General features: G+C 65.7%; 18 protein-coding genes. 8 read left to right on the forward strand and 10 right to left on the reverse strand.

Going from position 1 to position 22,106, the window contains the following annotated elements:
* Positions 1-78: 78 nt before the first annotated feature.
* Positions 79-1,089, reverse strand: coding sequence for a GlxA family transcriptional regulator (locus ABZ720_RS05300; protein WP_366554469.1), 1,011 nt, complete (start codon positions 1,087-1,089; stop codon positions 79-81).
* A 106-nt stretch (positions 1,090-1,195) separates the two neighbouring features.
* On the opposite strand from ABZ720_RS05300, the gene ABZ720_RS05305 reads away from it, so the two are divergent.
* The 6 genes from ABZ720_RS05305 to ABZ720_RS05330 all read left to right on the forward strand — a co-directional run bounded on the left by ABZ720_RS05305 (position 1,196) and on the right by ABZ720_RS05330 (position 8,047).
* Positions 1,196-1,666 (forward strand): YybH family protein, encoded by a 471-nt coding sequence (locus tag ABZ720_RS05305; RefSeq protein ID WP_366554470.1) that lies wholly within the window; start codon positions 1,196-1,198, stop codon positions 1,664-1,666.
* Positions 1,667-1,699: 33 nt separating this feature from the next.
* Complete coding sequence (locus ABZ720_RS05310) at positions 1,700-2,566, forward strand: class I SAM-dependent methyltransferase (protein ID WP_366554471.1); 867 nt, start codon at positions 1,700-1,702, stop codon at positions 2,564-2,566.
* A gap of 206 nt (positions 2,567-2,772) precedes the next feature.
* Entirely contained in the window at positions 2,773-3,390 is a 618-nt protein-coding gene (locus tag ABZ720_RS05315; RefSeq protein ID WP_366554472.1) for a TetR/AcrR family transcriptional regulator, read from the forward strand.
* Positions 3,387-4,754, forward strand: coding sequence for an efflux RND transporter periplasmic adaptor subunit (locus tag ABZ720_RS05320; protein WP_366554473.1), 1,368 nt, complete (start codon positions 3,387-3,389; stop codon positions 4,752-4,754). The genes ABZ720_RS05315 and ABZ720_RS05320 overlap by 4 nt, the downstream gene beginning before the upstream one ends.
* Positions 4,751-7,843, forward strand: a complete 3,093-nt coding sequence (locus ABZ720_RS05325; RefSeq protein ID WP_366554474.1) for an efflux RND transporter permease subunit — start codon at positions 4,751-4,753, stop codon at positions 7,841-7,843. The genes ABZ720_RS05320 and ABZ720_RS05325 overlap by 4 nt, the downstream gene beginning before the upstream one ends.
* Before the next feature lie 45 nt (positions 7,844-7,888).
* On the forward strand, positions 7,889-8,047 hold the full coding sequence (locus ABZ720_RS05330) for a hypothetical protein (protein WP_366554475.1): 159 nt from the start codon (positions 7,889-7,891) through the stop codon (positions 8,045-8,047).
* A gap of 15 nt (positions 8,048-8,062) precedes the next feature.
* Here the strand turns inward: ABZ720_RS05330 and ABZ720_RS05335 are convergent, their stop codons facing one another.
* The 8 genes from ABZ720_RS05335 to ABZ720_RS05370 form a co-directional block, all read right to left on the reverse strand.
* Positions 8,063-8,539 (reverse strand): DUF4188 domain-containing protein, encoded by a 477-nt coding sequence (locus ABZ720_RS05335; RefSeq protein WP_366554476.1) that lies wholly within the window; start codon positions 8,537-8,539, stop codon positions 8,063-8,065.
* 75 nt (positions 8,540-8,614) lie between these two features.
* Positions 8,615-9,739 carry an ABC transporter permease gene (locus ABZ720_RS05340; protein WP_366554477.1) on the reverse strand — a complete coding sequence of 375 codons (1,125 nt, stop codon included), beginning with the start codon at positions 9,737-9,739 and terminating at the stop codon, positions 8,615-8,617.
* 4 nt (positions 9,740-9,743) lie between these two features.
* The gene (gene rbbA / locus ABZ720_RS05345) at positions 9,744-12,524 is read right to left on the reverse strand and encodes a ribosome-associated ATPase/putative transporter RbbA (protein WP_366554478.1); all 2,781 of its coding nucleotides are present in this window, start codon (positions 12,522-12,524) and stop codon (positions 9,744-9,746) included.
* On the reverse strand, positions 12,521-13,591 hold the full coding sequence (locus ABZ720_RS05350; RefSeq protein ID WP_366554826.1) for an HlyD family secretion protein: 1,071 nt from the start codon (positions 13,589-13,591) through the stop codon (positions 12,521-12,523). The genes rbbA and ABZ720_RS05350 overlap by 4 nt, the downstream gene beginning before the upstream one ends.
* A 61-nt stretch (positions 13,592-13,652) precedes the next feature.
* Positions 13,653-14,567, reverse strand: coding sequence for a carbamate kinase (gene arcC, locus ABZ720_RS05355; protein ID WP_366554479.1), 915 nt, complete (start codon positions 14,565-14,567; stop codon positions 13,653-13,655).
* A 1-nt stretch (position 14,568) separates the two neighbouring features.
* Positions 14,569-15,570 carry an ornithine carbamoyltransferase gene (gene argF, locus ABZ720_RS05360; RefSeq protein ID WP_366554480.1) on the reverse strand — a complete coding sequence of 334 codons (1,002 nt, stop codon included), beginning with the start codon at positions 15,568-15,570 and terminating at the stop codon, positions 14,569-14,571.
* An 11-nt stretch (positions 15,571-15,581) separates the two neighbouring features.
* Positions 15,582-16,808 carry an arginine deiminase gene (arcA, locus tag ABZ720_RS05365; RefSeq protein ID WP_366554481.1) on the reverse strand — a complete coding sequence of 409 codons (1,227 nt, stop codon included), beginning with the start codon at positions 16,806-16,808 and terminating at the stop codon, positions 15,582-15,584.
* Between the two features lie 12 nt (positions 16,809-16,820).
* Positions 16,821-18,254 carry a YfcC family protein gene (locus tag ABZ720_RS05370; protein ID WP_366554482.1) on the reverse strand — a complete coding sequence of 478 codons (1,434 nt, stop codon included), beginning with the start codon at positions 18,252-18,254 and terminating at the stop codon, positions 16,821-16,823.
* Positions 18,255-18,458: 204 nt separating this feature from the next.
* On the opposite strand from ABZ720_RS05370, the gene ABZ720_RS05375 reads away from it, so the two are divergent.
* On the forward strand, positions 18,459-19,010 hold the full coding sequence (locus ABZ720_RS05375; protein ID WP_366554483.1) for an NADPH-dependent FMN reductase: 552 nt from the start codon (positions 18,459-18,461) through the stop codon (positions 19,008-19,010).
* Between the two features lie 335 nt (positions 19,011-19,345).
* Positions 19,346-20,710: a UDP-glucose dehydrogenase family protein gene (locus ABZ720_RS05380; RefSeq protein ID WP_366554484.1), complete on the forward strand. Its 1,365-nt coding sequence runs from the start codon at positions 19,346-19,348 to the stop codon at positions 20,708-20,710.
* 109 nt (positions 20,711-20,819) lie between these two features.
* Here the strand turns inward: ABZ720_RS05380 and ABZ720_RS05385 are convergent, their stop codons facing one another.
* Positions 20,820-21,953, reverse strand: coding sequence for a class I SAM-dependent methyltransferase (locus ABZ720_RS05385; protein ID WP_366554485.1), 1,134 nt, complete (start codon positions 21,951-21,953; stop codon positions 20,820-20,822).
* Between the last annotated feature and the right edge of the window lie 153 nt (positions 21,954-22,106).

Below are 22,106 nucleotides of genomic sequence, written 5' to 3' on the forward strand. Positions count from 1 at the left end.
GACGGGTGAGGATCATCGCTTCGTTTCCTTCCGGCAACCAGGGTGTGTCCACGGCCGGCAGGTGATGGAATCCGCAGTCTACAGGTTTCCGGCCGGTGCGAACTTGCGCCGATAGGTGCTGGGGGTAACGCGAGCGATTCGCTTGAAAAGGCGCCGGAACGCTGCGGCGTCCTCGTAGCCGACCTCCCAGCTTATCTGATCAATAGAGATCTCGGTCCGTTCAAGCTTCTGTTTCGCTTCGGCAACCCGCAGTTCATGCACGTAGGCAATCGGTCCAAAGCCCGTCGCCCGCTTGAAACGCCGCTCGAATGCGCGGGCGGATAGGCCCGACCTGCGCGTCATCTCCGCCACCGGACGTGCAACCGCGAAGTTCCTATCCAGCCAATCCTGCTGGCGCCTCACCATGCCGTCGCCATGTTGAGTGTTCGGGAGAAATGGAAGGTACGGCGCCTGGCCTTCGGCGTGGCGCTCCAACAGCTCGAACTTCGCCACCGCTTGCGCTGCGACGGGGCTGACGAAGCGGCCGATCAGGTAGAGCACCAGATCCTGCCAGGAGGCGGCCCCGCCCGACATGGCGAATTCCTCGCGCTCGCCGGCCGTTATCAGGACCTCGTCCAGGCGCAACTCGATATTCGGGAATGCGCGGCGGATGCTCGGTCCGAACGCCCAGTGCGTCGTCGCCTGCCGACCGTCCAGCAGCCCGGTTTCCGCGACAAGCCCCAGTCCGGTACAGGCCGAGCACAGCATCGCACCCTGTGCATGCATGCTCCGCATCCACTCCACCAAATCGGGATGGCGACCTGTTGCCCAGCGGTCGTCAACGGCCATCGTTGGCACGATGACGATGTCTGTCCGCGCGATCTCGTCCACTGCACGCTGGATTGTGATCGGCAGGCCACTGCCCGCTTCCACGGTTGCGCGCGCCGTCCCGACGATGTCGACCACGAAGGGTGGGGACGCCGGCACGCCGGCATGGAAACTTGCCACCACCGGAAAGGCCGTGAGCACCTCGTAGAGGCCGGCAACGGGCATTGCCAAGGTCCCCGGTACGGCGACCAGACTCACGTGAAGGCGCGCATTGCCGGTCATTCTTGTGCTCCGCGACGGAAACGGACCGATACGGACGAGTTTCGCACTTACCTGGTCCGCTCTCAATTGTCAGTCTCAACGGCAGTCCGACTCACAGGAGTTCACGATGTTCGACATCGCAAGACGAACCCTTATCGCGGCGGGCTCGGCGCTGGTCCTCGTGACAACGCTGCCCGGCGCGACGTCGGCCGATCCCGACCAACGGCGCGCAATCGAGGCGCGGCTTCAGCAGTACGAGGAGCGGTTCAACGAGGAGGATGCCGTCGCCTTATCCAAGTTGTTCGACCAGGAGGTCGTCTACTACGGACCGCTGGGGCAAATCTTCGAGGGCCGAGCTGCTGTAGAGCAGCGCTACCGGGAGAGCTTCGAGGCGGGATTCCGCGACATGACCGTCGAGACCATCGAAATCGAGGTGCTTGGCGACACTGCGTGGGACATCGCTCGCTACACAATCACGGGCCCCCAAGGCGAACCGCTTCAAGGCTATCACCTGGCCATCCTCGAAAAGGTGGAAGGTGAATGGGTCGTACAACGGACTCTTGTTAACACGGCGCCCCCAGGGTCGTCCGATTATTGAACGATAGAACGCACCCGTAAGCGAGGTGACAGCGTGAACACGACCCCTCTTCAACAGGAAAGCGAACTCATCGACTTCTGGAACAGGATACTGGCACCCAAGTTCATCCGCTTCCGTCATATTCTTGTCGAAGGAACGTCCAAACACAGCGATCAGGTCCTGCCCACCCTCGGCGTGAAGGAGGGCGACAGCGTCGTCGACATCGGCTGCGGCTTTGGGGACACGGCAATCAAGCTGGCGCGCATGGTCGGGCCCACTGGCAGGGTGCTTGGCATCGATTGTTGCCAGGCCTTTCTCGAACATGGCCGACAGGACGCCGCTTTGGCGGGCATCACCAACCTGGCATTCCTCGAAGCCGACGCACAGACCCAACCCTTCGAACCCATCCACGATGCCGTGTTCTCGCGCTTCGGCACCCAGTTCTTCGAGAACCCGGTCGCGGGCTTACGCAACATGCGGGCGGCGCTCCGACCGGGCGGTACGATGACAATGATCGTTTGGCGTGCACTGGAGGAGAGCCCCTGCATGAACCTGCCGAAACAGGTGGTTGCGGCCTATCTTCCTGCGCTCGAGCAAAGTGCAGAGACCTGCGGCCCAGGACCGTTCTCCATGGCGGACGAGAGTGCGGTACGCCAGCAACTCCATCTTGCCGGATACGAGGCGATCGCCTTCGAGGGCATCGACGCCCTGGTGAACTTGGGCCAAACCGTGGACGAGGCCATCGCGTTTCATCTTGCCATCGGCCCCGCAGGCGAGCTTTTCCGCGAGGCAGGGGAGATTACGGAAGAGCGCCGCGATGACATCCTCTCTGCACTGAGACGGGAGCTGGCTCCGTTCCAGACAGATGAAGGCGTTCTCATGCCTTCCGCCTCGTGGAAGATCACTGCGACCAACCCCTGACATGCGCCGGCGGAACGTGAAGCAATCGGGTTTCACACCCCTGTGAGAAAGAAGCTGCGCCCGTACTGGGCGATGAGACGCATGCTGAGCCCGCTGTGGCCGAGAAAGCCAGTCCTCCAGGGCTTTCCGATGTTGGGGGTTGCCATCCGGTTTGAGTAGGCCCTAGAAGATAGTAATCACTTACTTTCTTTTGAGGCGAGGAAGCTGTGGGTTCAGGCCACTATCTTTCATCGCAGGCACGCCGCGAGCGCACAGTCGAGACCGTCATAGCGCTGTGTGCCGAGGCAGATCCGGCGGCCATCACGACCGACAGGATCGCCAAGCACATGCGGGTCACGCAGGGGGCGCTCTTCCGGCACTTTCCCAACAAGGAGGCGATCTGGGAGGCAGTGGCCGAATGGGTGGCCGACCGCGTGATCCGCCGCCTCGACGAGGCGGCGGCAGATGCGTCTTGCCCCGTGAAGGCGCTGGAGGCGATGTTCAACGCTCATATCGCCTTCATCACAGAGCACCCCGGTGTGCCGCGAATGCTGATGGGGCAGCTTCAGCATGACCGCCAGACGCCGGCGCGTCGGATCATCCATTCGCTCCTGCGTCTCTACCATGGGCGGGTCGAGGCCAGACTGAGCGAGGCACGCCTGAGCGGTGCACTCAGGCCGGACCTGGACATCGACGCTGCCGCCACCCAGTTCCTCGGCACCATACAAGGACTGGTGATACAATCACTGATCGCCGGGGATCTTTCGTCGATTGCACGCCGGGCGCCAGGGGTCTTCGACATCTATCTCGACGGCTTGCGCACCGATGCTGGAGCAGGCGGATGAGACTCCCGACAAAACAAGCGGGCAAAGCATTTGCCGTGCTGCTCGGCCTCGCGCTGGGGGGCGCGCTGCTCATCCTTTTCGTCGCCAATCGCCAGGCCCCGGAGCGGCTGGAGGCAGAGGCCAGGCCTGTCGCGGTCAGCGTGATCGAGGCACGCCCCCTCACCTTCCGACTTGAGGCGCGCGGTCATGGCGTGGCCCGCCCAACGGAGACCTGGCAGGCGGTGGCAAACGTCGCTGGCCGCGTGGTGGAGCGTCACCCGGATCTGGAAAGCGGCGCATTTCTTCGCACCGGCACCTTGCTCGTGGTCCTGGATCCCAGCCGCTACGAACTGACAATCGCTGAAATCGAAGGCGAGATTGCCAGCCTGAAGGCTGAAAGCCTGCAGCTCGACACCGAGGAAGACAACGCCCAACGGCTGCTGGAGGTCGAGCGCGAGCAACTCGCTCTGTCCGAGCGAGAGTTGGCGCGGGTCGAGAGCCTGGCCGACAGAGGGACGGTGGCGCCCGCCCGGCGCGACGAGCAGCGCCGCGCAACCTTGACGCAGCGCCAGGCCGTGGTTTCCCTGGAGAACACCTTGGCGCTGCTGCCGTCACGGCGAGCCATGCTGGACGCGCAGCGTGCGCGGGCCACCACGCGCCTCGCCCAGGCCCGTCGCGACCTCGATGACACCCGCTTCGTGGCACCCTATGACCTGCGCCTGGGGGAGGTCGAGGTCGAACTTCATCAGTTTGTGGGGGTCGGTCAGCGGCTCTTCCAGGCCGACAGTCTGGCTGCAGCCGAAGTGGAGGCGCGGGTTCCCTTCTCGATGTTGCGGCGCCTGCTGGGCAGCGTGGCACCCGGGCAACCACCCCAGGGTGCCTTGGGCCTGGGCGAGCGGATCGACTTCTCGGCGATCGAAGCCGAACTCGAGCTGGTGGGAGCACCGGGCGTGCGCTGGTCGGGCCGGGTGGTTCGGGTTGCCAGCGGCCTGGACCCGGAAACCAGAACGGTGCGCGTGGTGGTCCGGGTCGATCACCCTTACCGCGACGCCCTGCCACCGGACCGCCCGCCGCTGCAGCGTGACATGTACACGCGGGTCCGCCTCTCCGCGGCAAGCCCCGACCCCTTGATGGCGATACCGGCCAGCGCGGTTCACCAGGATGAGATCTACCTTGTCGATGAGGCGGATCGTCTGGAGCGGCGGCACGTCGAGGTGGCATTCGAGCAGGGTGGCCTCGCAGTGATCACCTCCGGCCTCACCGCTGGCGAACGCGTGGTGGTCGACGACTTGCCATCGGCGCTGCGTGGCATGGCGCTCGCGCCCCGGCGCGACGAAGCGTTGGAACGCCGAATTACTGCCCAGGCCGCGGGCACACGACCATGATCCGCTGGTTCGCCAGCCACGGCACGGCGGCCAATCTGTTGCTGGTTCTGCTGATTGTAGCTGGCCTCTTCGCAGCACCACAGCTCAAGCGCGAGACCTTTCCCGACTACCGCCCGGTGGAGGTGGCGATCGAGGTGGTCTACCGCGGCGCCAACGCCACCGACGTGGAGGACGCCATTTGCCGACGTCTCCACGACGCAGTGAAGGGCGTGGAGTTCCTCGACGAATTCGCATGCGTAGCCCAGGATAATCTGGCCAGCGCCACGGCCACCATGACCGCCGGCGGCGACGCGATCCGTTTCCTCAACGAACTGCAGACCGAAGTCCAGGCCATCAACGACTTGCCTGCACGTGCGGAGGCTCCGGTGGTGCGCGAGCTGCACCGCAGCGATCTCGTGGCCGCAGTCGCGGTGACCGGCGACATGCCGCAGCCTCAGCTGGAAGACTATGCCCTGCGGCTGGAAAAACGGCTGATGGCGCTGCCGGGCGTCGCCGACGTGGTGATCCACGGCATGTCTCAGCGCCAATGGCAGGTCGAAGTTCCCGCAGCGGTGCTGGGACAGCACGGTATTTCGGCCCGGGAACTGGCTGCCCGTGTGGCGCGCCAAAGCGTCGATCTGCCGCTTGGCACTCTGGAAACCGCCGACCGGGATATCCTGCTGCGCTTCACCGACCGGCGTCGTTCGCTGCGCGATCTGGCCTCTGTGGTCGTGGTCTCCGATGGCGAGGGCGGCGAACTGACCCTGGGCGAGATCGCGACCCTGCGTGAGGTGGGCGAGCGCGCCGAGGAACAGGTTCACTTCAACGGCAAACCGGCCCTCATTCTGGAGGTGAGCAAGTCGCTGCGAGCCGACGCCCTGACGGTGCGAGACTCCATGGCCGCCCTGCTCGAAGCCGAGAACCAGCGCTTCGATGGCCGGGTCACCCTCGACCTGACCCAGGACATGACCAGCATCGTGCGCGACCGCCTGGAGATGCTGGTCAGCAACGGGATCACGGGACTGGTGCTCGTGGTGCTGGTGATGAGCCTGTTCTTTCGGCCAAGACTGGCGCTATGGGCGATCCTTGGACTGCCAGTGGCCTTCATGGGTGCATTCCTGGCCATGGCCCTTGCCGGGCTGTCACTCAACATGATCACCCTGGTGGCGCTGCTCATGGCCATCGGCATCGTCATGGATGATGCCGTGGTCATCACCGACAACATCGCCGCCCATGCCACGGAAGCCGCGACGCCGCTAGAGGCCGTGGTGAGCGGTACGCGCCAGGTGCTTCCGGGGGTGCTCTCGTCCTTCCTCACCACTGTGGCCGTGTTCGCGCCGCTTTCCTTCCTGGCTGGGGAGCTGGGCGCGGTGCTGGAGGTGCTGCCCGTGGTGTTGATTGCCGCGCTGGCGGCCAGCCTGCTCGAAGCCTTCTGGATCTTGCCCCATCACCTCAAAGGCAGCGTTGCCGCGCTGCGCGAACGGGGTGACTCGCGTTTTCGTGCCGCCTTCGAGCGCGGATTTGCCCGGTTTCGTGAGGGCGTGGGGAGACTGGCGGACCTGGCGATCCGGTTCCGCTACGCGGTGCTGGGCGGCGTCCTGGCGATCATGCTGGGCTCGGCCGGCTTCATAGCCGGTGGGCACATCGGCAGTGAAGCGATGCCCGACATCGATGGCGATGTGCTGGAGGCACGCATTTTGATGCCCCAGGGCACACCGCTCCACCGCACCGAAACCGTGGCTCGACAGGTGGAATCGGCCATGCGGCGCCTTGACGCGCGTTTCACCCCGGAGCAGCCGGGCGGTGAAGCCCTGGTGGAGGCGATCCAGGTTCGCTTCAATTACAACCCCAGCGCCCGTGAGGCCGGCCCCCACGTGGCCACGGTTATCGTCGACCTGCTCACCGCCGAGCGTCGCCCTGTGTCTCTGGATGAAATCACTGCCGCATGGCGCGACGAGATTGGCGAAATTGCAGGACTGCAGCGGCTGGTCATCCAGGAGCCGGGTTTTGGACCCGCCGGCGTGCCGGTCGAGGTGCGCCTGACCGGCGAGGATCTCGACATGCTGAAGGCGGCCGCGCGGGAGTTCAGCACATACCTCGAGGGTTACGCTTCCGTTTACAACGTCATGGACGATCTTCGCCGGGGCAAGCCGCAGCGCAGCTTCTCGCTCGCCGAAGGGGCCCACGGCCTGGGATTGACCGCCGAGGATGTGGCCGCCCAGCTACGTGCTTCCCTGCTCGGTGAGATTGCCGACACCCAGCGCATCGGTGACCGCGAAGTGGAGATCCTGGTGCGCCAGCCACCAGCCGATCGCAACAGCCTCGATGCTCTGGCCGACCAGACCCTTGCCCTGCCCGATGGTGTCCGGGTGCCGCTCGAAGTGGTGGCGAACGTCCGAGAGACGCGCGACTGGGCACGCATCACGCATGTTGACGGGCGGCGCACCGTCACTGTCGAAGCCAACGTGGATGCGCGCCAGGCCAGCGGTCAGGCCATCGTCGACGACCTGCGCCGCAACTGGCTGGACGAAATCCAAGCGCGCTATCCAGAGATATCGGTCAGCTTCGAGGGGCAGGTGGCGCGCTCTGCTGAAACCGGCCGCTCCATTGGCCGCGCGCTGCTGGTCGGGCTGGTCGGCATCTTCGTGATCCTGTCGTTCCAGTTCCGCAGCTACGTCGAACCGATGATCGTCATGCTGTCGATCCCGCTGGCGTTCATCGGTGCCATCTGGGGGCACGTGGCCATGGGCTACTATCTCTCCATGCCCTCGCTGATCGGGGCGGCCTCCCTGGCAGGCATTGTCGTCAACAACGCCATCCTGCTGATCCATTTCATCAAGACCCATCGCAGCCGGGGCCTGGATGCCGTGACGGCGGCGGGTCAGGCCAGCCGCGACCGACTGCGTGCCATCCTGATTGCCTCCAGCACGACGATCGCCGGCCTCCTGCCGCTTCTGGCCGAGACCAGCACCCAGGCGGCCGCCATCAAGCCGCTGGTTATCGCCGTCGCATTCGGTCTGCTCAGCGCCACGCTGCTGGTGCTGCTGGTGATCCCGGCGATCTACGTGCTCTTCGATGATTGGGGATGGACGCGTGCATCAGACGATTGAAACGACACCACTCGGCGCAGCGCGCTCTGGAGGAGTGGGATCGACATGCCGGACCTGAATCGATCCCGCGCCCTGCTTCCCTTCCTCCTGCATGTCCTTGCCGGAAATCCCTACGAGATGCGCACGCTGGGCGCGTTGCTCCTGCGGCTTACCGTTTGGATCGCGATCTCCGCCATCGCCCATCGCGCACGGCGGATCACGTAATCCCGTCCGCGCCACTCACCCGCCAAGACGCAGCCGTCTCCGCGCCTCGCTCAGTTCGCCCTTCGCCGGCACAAGCTCCCCGGCACGGCCGAGGCCGGTGCGCGGCATTCCAGAGTAGACGGCTTCGTAGGCGCCGGCCTTGACCAGATAGGTCTCGTGCCAGATGCCCACGTCGCCGCGGGCGTGGCGGGCGGCGCGGTTGAAGGCGGTCCAGGTCTGTCGGTGGCGCCCCTCCTCGGCCCGGGCATAGGCCTCCAGATGCTCGAAGCTGCGCCAGTACTGGGCGATGAGGCGCATGCTGAGGCCGCTGTGCCCGAGAAAGCCTGTCTCAGGTCCGGCCGCCTCCAGTTCGCGCAGCATGGCCGGCATCGCCCGGAAGACCGGCCACCAACGCCGCGCCTTCCAGGGCTTGTTGATGCGCATGCCGATGAGGAAGACCACGAAATCCCCCTCGATTCGCGCCGCCATGCGCTCCGCGATCACCTCTTTCATGGCCCTGCCTCTTGCCGTTACCCTGCTCGCACGTCAGCATAGCAGAACAACCGCACACGGCGCGGCACTGCCTGCTCAAGCCAGGCTGCCGATGGTCTTGCGGAAGTGGGAGAGGGTGTAGGCGAAGAGCAGGCCACCGATGAGGATCAGCGCCAGGAACTGCGGCCAGACAAGGGCGAAGCCGGCGCCCCGGAAAAGAATCGCCTGGGCCAGCATGACGAAGTGGGTGGTGGGGGCCCCCAGCATGATGAACTGGACGATCTCCGGCATGCTCTCGCGCGGCGTGCTGCCGCCCGAAAGCATCTGCAGCGGCAACAACACCAGGATCAGAAGCATGCCGAACTGCGGCATGGAACGCGCCAGGGTGGCGAGAAAGATGCCCAGGGCAGTGGTGGCAAAGAGGTGCAGCGCGGTTCCGGCGAGAAAGAGCGCGATGGAGCCCTCGATCGGCACCTCCATCAGCCCCTGCACCACGACGGCGAGGGAAAAGCTGGCGGCGACCAGCACCACCAGCCCCATGGAAAGCACCTTGCTGGTCATGATCTCGAAGGGCGTGACCGGCATGACCAACAGATGCTCGATGGTGCCATGCTCGCGCTCGCGGATCAGCGCGGCGCCGGTCAGGATGATCGAGAGCATGGTGACGTTGTTGATCACCTGCACGATGCCGCCGAACCAGGCCGGATTGAGCTCCGGATTGAAGCGCGCCCGCTCGACCAGCGTCACCGGAAGCTCGGGTATGGCGCGATAGCCCTGGGCAAACTCCTGGACTTCGGCACTGACGATACTGCTGACATAGCCGGTGCCGGTGAAGGCCTGACTCATGCGCGTAGCATCGACGTTGAGCTGAACCGCCGGATTGCGCCCCGCCAGCAGGTCGCGCTGAAACTCTGCGGGAATGTTGAGCGCGAAGGTGTCCAGCCCCGCATCCATGCGCGCGTCCATCTCCGCATGGTCGATCAGCGATGGCTCCAGGAAGAAGGGCGGATAAAAGGCATCGATGATGCGAAAGGACAGCGGCGAACGATCCTCATCGATGATGGCAATGGGCGCCTTGTTCAGGGTCTCCGGCATGGCGGTTGCCGCGGTGTAGACCGAGAAGGTGAAGGAATAGACGATCAGCACCAGCATGACCGAGTCGCGCAGCAGCCCGCGCAGCTCCTTCACCCCCAGGAACCAGATGTTGGCCAGGCTGCGCATGGCCTCAGCGCTCCTGCTTCTTCAACAGCACAACGCTGAGGCCGATCAGCACCGGCACGGCGATGAGCAGCGGCACAAAGGCCGCCTGCAGGTCGGCAAAGCCCAAGCCCTTGGCGAAGGTGCCGCGCGCGATGGTGAGGTGGTGCGTGGTGGGGTAGAGCGCGCCGATCACCGCACCGGCCCCTTCCAGGGAGGAGACGGGATCGATCATGCCCGAGAACTGCACCGCCGGAAGCATGGTCAGGACCGCCGTTCCAAAAAGCGCGGCGATCTGGCTGCGCATGAAGGAGGAGATGAGCAGGCCGATGGCGGTCGTGGCGCTGACGTAGATCAGGGTTGCCAGCAGCAGCGTGAGGAAGCTTCCGGTCATGGGCACGCCGAAGAGGGTGACCGCCAGGACCCAAAGCGTCAGGAAATTCACCATCGCCAGCGCGATGTAAGGCAACTGCTTGCCGACGAGAAACTCGAGGCGCGTTACCGGCGTGACATAGAGATTGACGATGGAGCCCAGTTCCTTTTCCCGAACCACGCTCATCGCCGCCAGCATGGCGGGAAAGAGGACCAGCAGGATCGGGATGACGGCCGGGACGATCGACACCAGGCTTTCCACGTTCGGATTGTAGCGATAGCGCGTCTCGATGGTGAAAAGCTCGGAAGACTGGTTGGCAGCCTGGCTTTCAGCGAGCCGCTGGCTCAGCCAGTGGGCATGCATGCCCTGGACATAACCGCGCACCGTTTCGGCATGCTGCGGCATAGAGCCGTCGATCCAGGCGCCGATCTCCACCGCGTGTCCGCGGGCGACATCGCGGGCGAAGCCGGGCGGAATTTCGAGCGCTAGACTGATCTCGCCGCTGCGCATGCGCGAGTCCAGCTCGGCGTGGCTGGCAAGCGGCTCTCGCTCGATGAAGTAGCGCGATCCGGACAGGCCGAGCGTGTAATCGCGGCTGGTGGTGGTCTGATCGCGGTCGAGCACGGCAAAGGTGAGATCCTCCACATCCATGGTGATTCCGTAGCCCATGATGAACAGCAGCAGCACGCTGCCGAGCAGGGCCAGGGTTGCGCGGATGGGGTCGCGGCGCAGTTCCAGGGCTTCGCGCCGCGTGTAGCTGAACAGCCGACGCGGGTCGAAAGATCGGTCGGAGGCGCTTTCCGCCACGGCGGTGGCGGGGACGTCGAAGGAAGCCGTAGCGCGGGTGGCCTCCTTACCCTCCCCGTCCCCCTCCTCGTCGACGGCCTTCTGCAGATAGTGGACGAAGGCCTCCTCCAGAGTCTCGGAGTTGCTCCTTTCCTGGAGCGCCGCCGGCGTGTCGCTCACCAGCACCTCGCCCGCGTGCATCAGGGAGATGCGGTCGCAGCGTTCAGCCTCGTTCATGAAGTGGGTCGAAACGAAGATGGTGACGCCATCGCGGCGCGAGAGTTCGATCAGGTGCCGCCAGAAGGCATCGCGCGCCACCGGGTCCACGCCCGAGGTGGGCTCGTCCAGGATCAAGAGCTCCGGCTCATGGATCAGAGCCACCGCCAGTGAGAGGCGCTGGCGCAGACCCAGCGGCAGCTTCCCCGGCAGGGCGTCGAGGACCTCGTTCAACTCGAAGCGTTCGGCCAGGGTGGCCACCCGTTCCGGGATCCGCCCCGCCGGCACCTGGAAGAGGCGCGCGTGGAGTTCAAGGTTCTGGCGCACGCTCAGCTCGCCATAGAGCGAGAAACTCTGGGTCATGTAGCCGACCCGGCGACGGGCCTCGATGTCCTGGGCATCCACCTGCTGCCCGAAGAGCCAGGCCTCGCCTTCGGTGGCCGGCAACAGCCCGGTCAGGATCTTCATGGTGGTGGTCTTGCCGCAGCCGTTGGAGCCGAGGAATCCGAAGATCTCGCCGCGGCGGATGCGGAAGGTGACCTGGTTCACAGCGACGAAATCGCCGAAACGCTTGGTCAGATCGCGCGCCTCGATCGCTACGGGGGCGTCCTCGCCCGCGGGACGCGGCGTGATCTCCACCGGCTTGTGCAGCCGGCGCTTCTCCTCGGGCAGGAGTGCGATGAAGGCGGCCTCGAGCGAGGCGGCACCGCTGGCCTCCTGGAGATCCTGCGGGCTACCCTGGGCAAGCAGGCGCCCCTCGTCCATGGCGAAGAGCCAGTCGAAGCGCGCGGCTTCTTCCGTATAGGCCGTGGCCACCAGCAGGCTCATGCCCGGCCGCTGGCTGCGGATATGCTCGATCAGCTCCCAGAACTGGCGCCGGGAGAGTGGATCGACGCCCGTGGTCGGCTCGTCGAGAATCAGGAGAGCCGGGTCGTGAATCAGGGCGCAGCAGAGGCTGAGTTTCTGCTTCATGCCGCCCGAGAGCTTGCCGGCCGGTCGATCGGGAAAGGGCGCAAGCCCCGTGGCCTCGAGCAGGAGCGCGATGCGTTGCGCGCGCTCCGCGCTGCTGTGGCCGAAGAGGCGGCCAAAAAAATCGACGTTCTCGAAGACCGAAAGGGTCGGATAGAGGTTTCGGCCCAGCCCCTGGGGCATGTAAGCGATGCGCGGCCCCAGCGCGCGTCGCTGGACCGCATCGGCCATATCACAGCCGAGCACCTCGACCTGGCCCTTTTGGATCTGCCGTGCGCCTGCAATCAGGGCCAGCAGGCTCGACTTGCCCACCCCGTCCGGTCCGATGAGGCCGACCATTTGCCCCGCCGGTACCGCAAGGCCGACACCGTCGAGGGCCAGGGTGCGCCCGTAGGCCAGCGTTACGTCTTGCAGCGTGGCGACCGGCGGAAGCTGCGCCGACCCGGAAACGGCAGCGCTGCTCATGGCTGCAGGGTGAGCGCCAGCCAATCGGGCCAATCGACCTCGGGGTCGAGACGGATGTAGGCCACGCCCGGCAGTCCGGTCTTCACCTGAGTGATATGCTCTTCCAGCAAGCGCGGGTCGATGCGCGCGCGCACGCGAAACATCAGCTTCTCCCGCTCGTCCGCGGTTTCGACCGTTCTCGGCGTAAACTGCGCCACGTCGGCGACGAAACTGACCCGCGCCGGGATGACGTGCTCCGGTGCGGCATCCATCACCAGACGCACCTCGCTGCCGATGGCCACCCGTCCCGCCTCGCTCGTGGGCAGGAAGACCGTCATATAAACGTCCGCCAGGTCCACCAGGTTGAGCACCCGCCCGCCGGCCGGCAGCACTTCGCCGAGCTGGGCCACGCGGTACTGAACCCGGCCGTTGCGCGGCGCGCGCAGCAGGCTGTCGTCGAGGTCCGCCTGAACGCGCTCGATCGTGGCAGCCACCGCCTCCACCTCCGCCTCAGCATCGACGATGCGGGCTTCGGCCGCAGCGATCGCCGCTTCCGCGGCCGCCACCTGGGCTTCGGCCGCGCTCACCGCGGCGCGGGCGCCCTGGGTCTGCGCCCGATCATCATCCAGGCGCTGCACCGGCACCGTGCCCCGCGGCGCCAGCTCTTCCGAGCGCGCAAGGCGCCGCTCAGCCGCGTCGAGCTCCGCTTCGCGCTGGGCCACCACGGCTTCGGCCGCGGCCTTCTCGGCGCGTCTCTGAGTCACGAGGCTGCCCGCCGTCCCGACCGCAATCTCGGCACGCCGGAACTGCGCCTGTGCTTCGCGCAGCTGGGCATCGAGCACCGCCGTGTCCATGCGCGCCAGCACCTGACCCGCTTCGACGAAATCCCCTTCGTTCGCCAGAATCTCGGTGATGCGGCCCGGCGTTCTTGTGGCGACATCAATCTCCACCGCCTCGATGCGCCCATTGCCGCTGGCGAAACCGGCCGGCAAATCCTGATCGCCGAGACCCTGCCAAAGATAGGCGCCCGCGGCGAGCACCAGAACCAAGAGCAGCAACAGGATCCAGCTTTTGCCGGAGAGCCGCATCACAGAACCCCGCCCGGAAGGAAGAGCCAGCACCGACAGTGCGAGCGGACTGTCGAGGCCGTCAAGGCTCCTGCTGCACCAGCGTGCCGCTGCGCCCCTCCAGAATCGCCCGCGCCTCCTCGAGGCGGCCGATCCCCGCCAAGCGGCCAGGGGTGGATGCGAAACTGCTGGCTGCCTCCACCTTCGGGCCCATGGACCCGGCCGGGAACTGCATGCGCGCCAACTCTTCCGGCGTGGCCCTGCGCAGCGGGCGCTGCTCGGCCGTGCCCCAGTCGAGGAACACCGCCTCGACATCGGTCAGCATCAGGAAGGCCTCCGCCTCCAATTCACGGGCGAGCAGTCCGGCCGCGTGATCCTTGTCAATCACCGCCTCGATGCCTTCCATCTCGCCGGAATCGTTGCGCACCACCGGAATGCCGCCGCCGCCGGCACACACGACGATGACGCCGCCTTCGACCAGCAGGCGGATGGCTCCAATCTGCGTGATCCGCTTGGGTGCCGGCGAAGGGACGACGCGGCGCCAACTGCCCGGTTTCTCCTCGACCAGCGGCCAGTCGTGGGCGCTGCGCACCCGTTCGGCGGCCGCGTCATCATAAACCGGGCCGATGGGCTTTTCCGGCTTCAGGAAGGCGCGATCACCGCGATCCACCTCGATCTGAGTCAGCAGGGTCGCACAGTTTCGCTCCGGCGGCAGGGCATTGACCAGTTCCTGCTCGACCAGATAGCCGATCATGCCGACGCTCTCGGCTCCAAGAATATCGAGCGGATAGGGCTCCACATCCTGATAGGCGGCGGCCTGCAGGGCCAGCAGGCCGACCTGCGGTCCGTTGCCGTGCGCCACGATGATCTCATGGTCTCGCGCCAGGTCGGCCAGCGCCCGGGCAGCGTGACGCACATTGCTGCGCTGCACCTCGGCGGTCATGGGCTCGCCCCGCTTGAGCAAGGCGTTGCCGCCCAGTGCGACCACGATGCGCATGTCAGCCTCCTATGGTGGCGGTCAGAACCGCCTTGATGGTGTGCATCCGATTCTCTGCCTGGTCGAAAACAACGGAGGCCTCCGACTCGAAGACCTCCTCGCTCACCTCCATGCAGTCGATCCCGAACTGCTGGAAGATCTTCTCGCCGATCTCGGTTTCCCGGTTATGGAAGGCCGGCAGGCAGTGCAGGAACTTGGCATGGGGATTGCCTGTGGCGGCCATGATGTCCGAGGTCACGCGGTAGGGCGTGAGCAGCTTGATCCGCTCCTCCCAGACCGAATCCGGCTCTCCCATGGACACCCAGACGTCGGTGTAGACGTAGTCGCAGCCCTTCGCGGCCTCCTTGGGATCCTCGGTCAGGGTGATCTTCGCTCCGGTCTGCTGCGCGATTGCGCGGCAGTGGTCGACCAGTTCCTGGTCCGGCCAGCAGGCTTTCGGCGCGCCCAGGCGCACATCCATGCCGATCTGCGCCGCCCCGGCCATCAGCGAGTTGCCCATGTTGTTGCCGGCATCACCCAGGAAGCAGAAGGTGATCTGCGAGAGATGCTTGCGGGTGTACTCGCGCATGGTGAGGAAGTCGGCGAGGATCTGCGTGGGGTGAAACTCGTCGGTCAAACCGTTGTAGACCGGCACCCCGGAATGGGCGGCCAATGCTTCCGCCATGGTGTGCCCGAAGCCGCGGTATTCGATGGCATCATAGACGCGGCCGAGCACCCGCGCGGTGTCCTTCATCGACTCCTTCTTGCCGATCTGCGTGCCCGTGGGCCCGAGATAGGTGACGTGCGCGCCCTGGTCATAGGCGGCGACCTCGAAGCCGGTGCGGGTGCGGGTGGAGTCCTTCTCGAAGATCAGCGCGATGTTCTTGCCCTTGAGCTTCTGCTGCTCGTAGCCACCGTACTTGGCCTGCTTGAGCGAGGCGGAGAGCTTGAGGAGAAAGCGGATCTCCTGCGGCGTGAAATCGAGCAGCTTGAGAAAGCTGCGACCGTGCAGGTTCACAGGCATGGTGTGCTCCCTCAGATTGGATCGCGGATCAATGGACAGGTCATGCAGTGGCCACCGCCGCGGCCGCGCCCCAGTTCCGCGCCTGGCACGGTGATCACCTCAACCCCCGCCTTGCGCAGCAGGGTGTTGGTGTAGACGTTGCGGTCGTAGCCGACGACCACGCCGGGCTCGAGGGCGATCACGTTGTTGCCGTCGTCCCACTGCTCGCGCTCGCGGACATAGGCGTCGCCACCGGTCTGCACCACGCGCAGCTGCTTGAAACCCAGCGCTTCGGCCACGACCTCGGTGAGCGGCCGCTCTTCCGCCCGCACGTCGATCCGCCCCGGCTTGTCGCCCGGGCGCAGGGAAAAGGCCTGAATGACGTCCACCACGTCGGAGAAGACCGTCACCAGATCGCGGTCACAGAAGGTGAAGACCGTATCGAGGTGCATGCTGGCGCGCTCGATGGGCAGGCGACAGGCAATGACCCGATCGGCCGCCCCTTGTGCGAAAAGCGCCCGGGCGATCTGGCCGGTGGCGTGCGCCGTCGTGCGCTCGCCCATGCCGATCAGGACGGTGCGATTGCCGATGGGCATGATGTCGCCGCCCTCGGCCGTGGCCTTGCCGAAGCTTTGATCGGGATCGCCCCACCAGACCGGGAAGCCGGCGTCACGGAAGTCGGGGTGGAAGCGGTAGATCGCGGCAATGTTGACCGTTTCCAGCTGCCGGGCGTTCCACTTCATGGGGTTGAGCGTCACCCCTTCGTAGATCCAGCAGGTCGTGTCGCGGGTGAAGAGGTGGTTGGGCAGGGGCGGCAGGATGAACTCCTCCGGTACCAGCACCGAGGCCACCACACTGTCGGGCGCCACCGGCAGCTCCGCCTTGCTCATCCCGCCGATGAGCAGTCGCGAGAGCTGATCGGCATCCATTTCCATCAGGTAGGCGTGGAGATCGTCAGCCAGGCCGACGCCGACGCTGTTGTCATTCACCCGGCGATCGAGCAGCCAGCGCCGAGCCTCCGGGATCTTCATGGTCTCGGTCAAAAGCTCGCGCAGGAAGACCACTTCGACACCCCGGTGCCGCATCGCATCGACGAAAGTGAGGTGCTCCACCCGGGCCTGCTTGACCCAGATCACGTCGTCGAACAGCAGCTCCTCGCGGTTCGCGGGCGTCAGCCGGGCCAGCGCCGTGCCGGGGCGGTGCACCAGGACGCGGCGCAGTTTTCCGACTTCCGAGTGCACGCCATAGGTTTGTGCCATCGTTGAGGCTCCTTAGAACAGGGCGGCGAGACTGAGGCACGCCATGATGATGACGGTCAGAATCAGCAGCAGCGGCCACATGAAGCGCAGCCAGCGCTCATAGGGCACGCGGGCAATCGCCAATCCCCCCATGACGACAGCGAATGTGGGGTTGATCAGGTTCACCAGGCCATTGGCCGACTGGTAGGCCGTAACCACAAGGTGGCGACCGACGCCGGCGAAATCCGCGACTGGCGCCAGGATTGGCATGCTGAGCACCGCCAGGCCCGAGGATGAGGGCACGAAGAAGGACAGCCCCACCTCCAGCCAAAAGATGACGTTTATGAACATCACCTCGGACAGGCCGGACACCGTCAGTTCGGCCGAGTGCAGGATCGTATCGGTGATCCGGCCATCGTCCATGATCACGACGATGCCGCGAGCCAGGCCGATGATCAGTGCCACGCCGACGAGGTCCCGAACCCCGGAAAGGAAGGACTCGACGAACTGCTCCTCCCCAGGGCGGGCGATCAGGCCGACCAGAATGGCAGCACCCAGAAAAAGCGCCGTCATCTCGCCCATCCACCAGCCCGCGAAAAGCACGCCCCAGATCATGACCGCAAAGGTCAGCCCGAAGACAACCAGCACGATCTTGTGCAGGCTGGTGAACTCCGGGTTCTTCTCCTGGTCGCGGGGCACGAGGAAGTGGCGCTCGTGCTCCTGTTTGCGGTCATAGACCAGAGAGCGTGACGGATCCGCGCGGACCTGTTCCGCATAGCGCATGACATAGAGGACGCAGGCAAGCCAGCAGAGCCCCAGGATGACGAAGCGCAGCACGATGCCCTGTGTAAAGGGAATGCCGGCGGCGTCCGCCGCGATGACCGTGGCGAAGGCGTTCACCGTCGATCCCAGAACGCCGACGCCGGCCCCAAGCAGGATCACCGCCACGGCCGTCACCACGTCATAGCGCGCCGCCAGCATGATCGGGATGAGCAGGGGGTAGAAGGCCAGCGTCTCTTCGGCCATGCCGTAGGTGGTGCCGCCGAAGGCAAAGAGGCCCATGAGAACGGGAATCATCCACTTCTCTCGCCCTCGCAGCGCCAGCATGGCACGCTCGATCCCGGTTGTGATCGCCCCTGTTGCGGTCACGACGCCGATGAAGCCGCCGATTATGAGCACGAAGAGTGCGACGTCGATGGCGTTGGCCTCGTAGCTGACCGGGTCATAGAGACCGGCGATGGGCGCCATGAGAACGTCGATGAGGCCTTGCGGGTTCGCCTCCGCTTCGGAGTAGGTTCCGGCGACCGGCGCATCACGGTCCAGTTCCTCGTTGTAGGCGCGCTCATACTGCCCGGCGGGGATGATCCAGGTGAGAATGGCCACCAGGATGATGAGGCCGAAGAGGATGCTGTAGGCCGTGGGAAACCTCAGGCCGCGCTTTTCCGTTCCTTCGCTGGACTGCGCCATCGGTCCCTCCATGAATTTCTTGTGCAACGGCGAGCGGCACTTCGCGCCGCACGCAGCCGGGCGCCCGCAGCAGTGAGGCTAACAGAGTCAGCCACTGACCCTTTGCGGTAGATCAAAGGGAGGAAGGGGCCCTGCGCGGTGACCTGTTGCCAGGCGCCGGCGCGGCATGGGAGCCTGTCGTGCAAAGGCGCAAAAGGAGAACCCATGACCACCATCCTCGGCATTTCCGGCAGTCTGAGACAGGCCTCCCTGAACCGGGCACTGCTGCGGGCCGCGGCGGAGCTCATGCCCGCCGGCGCCCGGCTCGATGTTCAGGGGATTGAGGGGATTCCGCTCTACGACGCGGATGTGGAAGCGGCCGAGGGCCTGCCGCCCGCGGTGGTCGCGCTCAAGCGCCGCCTCCGGGCCGCGGACGGGCTGCTGCTGGCCACGCCGGAGTACAACAATGCGATCCCCGGCGTCTTCAAGAATGCCATCGACTGGCTGAGCCGCCCGCCGGGCGAGGTCTCCGCCCACTTCGCCGGCAAGCCGGTGGCCGTGATCGGCGCCTCACCCGGCGGCTTCGGCACCATTTTGGCACAAGGCGCCTGGCTGCCCGTGCTGCGCACCCTGGGCACCCGCCCCTGGTTCGGCAAGAAGCTCATGGTGGCCCGGGCCGACAGCCTGATGGACGAAACCCAGACCCTCACCGACGCGGCCGCCCGCGAAAAGCTGGCGGGTTTTCTGGAGGGCTTCGTGGCGTTTGTGCGGGAGTGAGGGGTAGCGTGGGGAGTCCGCCCGGGGAAGTATATTGGCAAAGGTGGGGCCAGCATCGGCCCGGCGTCTTACTATCGCATCAAGGGACTCATCCAAAAGTGGGAGATCAAAACCGGGAATTTCCCTAGCCCTCCGAGCGAGCGACGCTATGCTCGCGTACTTTGCCACGAAGTATGATCGAAGTGAGTTTGCTGAACGTCCATTTCCTCAGTTCGAAGCTGGTTGACGTGTCACTACAGACCACGATCGCGGCTCGGCGAGTAGCTGGTCGAACAGCACACCAAGGCGTTATGGCACAGGTAAGAGATGAATAATCAGATTGGGGCCCAGGCGGCATGAAGATCGCAATGATCGGCACCGGCTACGTCGGGCTCGTTTCCGGCGTCTGCTTTTCCGATTTCGGCCACGAGGTGGTCTGCATCGACAAGGATCCGGCCAAGATCGCCCGGCTGGAGAAGGGCGAGGTGCCGATCTTCGAGCCGGGGCTGGATGCGGTGATGGCCCGCAACGTGGAGGCCGGCCGGCTGGCCTTCACCACCGACACCGCTCTCGGCGTCGCCGGAGCCGATGCGGTCTTCATCGCCGTGGGCACGCCCAGCCGCCGTGGCGACGGCCATGCCGATCTCGTCTATGTCTTGGCGGCGGCCGAAGAGGTGGGCCGGGCGCTGACCGGCTATGCCGTGGTGGTGACCAAGTCGACCGTGCCGGTGGGCACCAACCGCAAGGTCGCCGAGGCGATCCGCTGCGTGGCACCCGAGGCCGAGTTCGACGTGGCCTCCAACCCCGAATTCCTGCGCGAAGGCTCGGCGATCGACGACTTCATGCGCCCGGACCGGGTGGTGGTGGGCGTCGAGTCGGAGCACGCGCGCGAGGTGATGCAGCAGGTCTACCGTCCGCTTTATCTGCGCGACTTTCCCGTGGTCTTTACCGACCTGGAAAGTGCGGAGATGATCAAGTACGCGGCCAATGCCTTCCTCGCGACCAAGATCAGCTTCATCAACGAGATTGCTGCGCTCTGCGAGCGGGTCGGCGCCGACGTCAAGGCCGTGGCCAAGGGCATCGGTTTGGACGGACGCATCGGCAACAAGTTTCTGCATGCCGGCCCCGGCTACGGCGGCTCCTGCTTCCCCAAGGACACCCGCGCGCTCGCCCGTATCGGGCAGGAGCATGGCGTGCCCCAACGCCTGACCGAGACGGTGATCGCCGTGAACGAGGAGGTCAAGCGCCGCATGGTGGACAAGGTCTGCGAGCTTTGCGGCGACTCGGTGAATGGCAAGGCCGTGGCGGTACTGGGCGTCACCTTCAAGCCGAACACAGACGACATGCGCGAGTCCCCGGCGCTGACAATCGTGCCGGCGCTGGTGGGCCGCGGCGCCCGCGTGCGCGTTGTCGACCCCCAGGGCCGTCGCGAGGGTGAGGCGCTGCTGCCCGGGGTTGCGTGGCACAGCGATCCCTACGAAGCGGCACAAGACGCGGAAGCGCTCATCATCATCACGCCGTGGAACGAGTTCCGCGCTCTCGACTTGAGCCGCCTCGCGGAGGTCATGGCCGTGCCGCGCATGGCCGACCTGCGCAACATCTACGAGCCGCGCGACGTCTACGAGGCAGGCTTCCTCAGTTACGTGTCCGTTGGGCGGAGCCTGGATCGGTCTCAGTTCCTTCCTGCTCCAGAGCAGAAACGCGCCGCTTCCGCGGAGTGAAACACGGCAAGCGCCGCCCCGACCTCAGTCCGCACTGGTATCGGGGCGGCGAAGAGCCAGCGCCGTTTCCGCTTTTCTCAAGAGATACGCTGCACCGCCCCCTCCCGCCTCACACCCGTGCGATGAACCAGACGTTCATCGGGTCGTGGGGCAGGTGGTGGTGTTCGATGTCTTGGAAGCCGGCGGTGCGCAGGAAGCGTTCGGCGGTTTCCCAGCCCCACATGGTGCCCAGGCCCTCACCGCCCTGGCCGATGGAAACCGGGGTGCAGTGCACGGTGGAGACGGCGTAGAGCAGGGTGGCGAAGGGGAAGTCGCGGTTGTTCTCCAGCTTGGCCGAGGCGCCGATGTCCTGCATCAGGTAGAGGCCGCCGGGGCGCAAGGAGTCGTGCAGGCCGCGGAGCAGCGCCTGCGGATCCTTCTGGTCGTGCACCGCATCGAAGCTGGTGATGAGATCCCAGCGGCCCGGCTCCACATAGCCCGTCAGATCCCGGGCCTCGAAGGTGATATTGGTTAGCCCCTGGGCCTTGGCCTCCTTCCGGGCAAAGGCGATGGCGTCGGCGCCCAGATCGTAGCCGGTGAAGCAGCTGCGCGGATAGCGCCGGGCCAGGGCCAGCAGCGCCGAGCCACGGCCGCAGCCGGCATCCAGCACCTCCATGCCCTCGGCCAGACGCAGCGGCACTTCCGGGGCCAGCGGCAGGATGTGCTCGAAGAGCCCGGCGGTCACCGTCTGGCCGCTGTCCTCGGCCATGATCTGGTGGAAGCAGGGATAGTCCTCGTAGACCGTACCAGCACCGCTGCGGAAGTTCTCCAGGGTGCGTTCCTCCAGCCGGCCCATGAGGGCGACGTGCTGGGCATAGACTGCCAGGTTGCAAAGCGCGCCCTCGCGGGTGAGCGAGGCGGCGTGCTCGACGGGCAGGCGATAGCGCCGGCCCTCGGGCGTGTAGTCCAGGATACCGGCCACCACCATCGCCGCCAGCCACTCGCGCAGATAGCGCTCGTTCAGGCCGGTGGCGGAAGCAAACTCCGCGCTGGTCACGGCCGGCAGGGCGGCCAGTTGCTCGAACAGGCCCAGGCGATGACCATGGGCGATCATCACCGCGGCGGCGCCGTGGTCCAGCAGAGCGGCGACGTGGCCGGAGAAGTCCTCCGCACGCGTCGCATCGAATGTCTCAGTCACACCGGCCAGGGCGCCGCTCGCCTCGGTCTTGGCGGTTTCGAAGGACAGGGTGTCAAGCTGTGTCATGAGGTCAGTTCCTCTTGCAGGTTTCGGTGCGACAGCGATTACACCCGCCGCCCAACAGAGCGTGAGAGAGGGACCGGACAGGAAAGAGGGATATCGGCCAGCGGCGTCCCTGTTTTGGTGATATATTTCTGAGTGCCGCCGACCGTCGGACGC

The sequence above is a fragment of the Aquibaculum sediminis genome (assembly GCF_040712085.1).
Classification (GTDB): Bacteria; Pseudomonadota; Alphaproteobacteria; order Kiloniellales; family DSM-21159; genus Aquibaculum; species Aquibaculum sediminis.

Coding starts and splice junctions, on each gene's coding strand:
- ABZ720_RS05300 (WP_366554469.1), bottom strand. CDS start 1,089: ATGACCGGCAATGCGCGCCTTCACGTGAGTCTGGTCGCCGTACCGGGG.
- ABZ720_RS05305 (WP_366554470.1), top strand. CDS start 1,196: ATGTTCGACATCGCAAGACGAACCCTTATCGCGGCGGGCTCGGCGCTG.
- ABZ720_RS05320 (WP_366554473.1), top strand. CDS start 3,387: ATGAGACTCCCGACAAAACAAGCGGGCAAAGCATTTGCCGTGCTGCTC.
- ABZ720_RS05325 (WP_366554474.1), top strand. CDS start 4,751: ATGATCCGCTGGTTCGCCAGCCACGGCACGGCGGCCAATCTGTTGCTG.
- ABZ720_RS05330 (WP_366554475.1), top strand. CDS start 7,889: ATGCCGGACCTGAATCGATCCCGCGCCCTGCTTCCCTTCCTCCTGCAT.
- ABZ720_RS05335 (WP_366554476.1), bottom strand. CDS start 8,539: ATGAAAGAGGTGATCGCGGAGCGCATGGCGGCGCGAATCGAGGGGGAT.
- ABZ720_RS05340 (WP_366554477.1), bottom strand. CDS start 9,739: ATGCGCAGCCTGGCCAACATCTGGTTCCTGGGGGTGAAGGAGCTGCGC.
- rbbA (WP_366554478.1), bottom strand. CDS start 12,524: ATGAGCAGCGCTGCCGTTTCCGGGTCGGCGCAGCTTCCGCCGGTCGCC.
- ABZ720_RS05350 (WP_366554826.1), bottom strand. CDS start 13,591: ATGCGGCTCTCCGGCAAAAGCTGGATCCTGTTGCTGCTCTTGGTTCTG.
- arcC (WP_366554479.1), bottom strand. CDS start 14,567: ATGCGCATCGTGGTCGCACTGGGCGGCAACGCCTTGCTCAAGCGGGGC.
- argF (WP_366554480.1), bottom strand. CDS start 15,570: ATGCCTGTGAACCTGCACGGTCGCAGCTTTCTCAAGCTGCTCGATTTC.
- arcA (WP_366554481.1), bottom strand. CDS start 16,808: ATGGCACAAACCTATGGCGTGCACTCGGAAGTCGGAAAACTGCGCCGC.
- ABZ720_RS05370 (WP_366554482.1), bottom strand. CDS start 18,254: ATGGCGCAGTCCAGCGAAGGAACGGAAAAGCGCGGCCTGAGGTTTCCC.
- ABZ720_RS05375 (WP_366554483.1), top strand. CDS start 18,459: ATGACCACCATCCTCGGCATTTCCGGCAGTCTGAGACAGGCCTCCCTG.
- ABZ720_RS05380 (WP_366554484.1), top strand. CDS start 19,346: ATGAAGATCGCAATGATCGGCACCGGCTACGTCGGGCTCGTTTCCGGC.
- ABZ720_RS05385 (WP_366554485.1), bottom strand. CDS start 21,953: ATGACACAGCTTGACACCCTGTCCTTCGAAACCGCCAAGACCGAGGCG.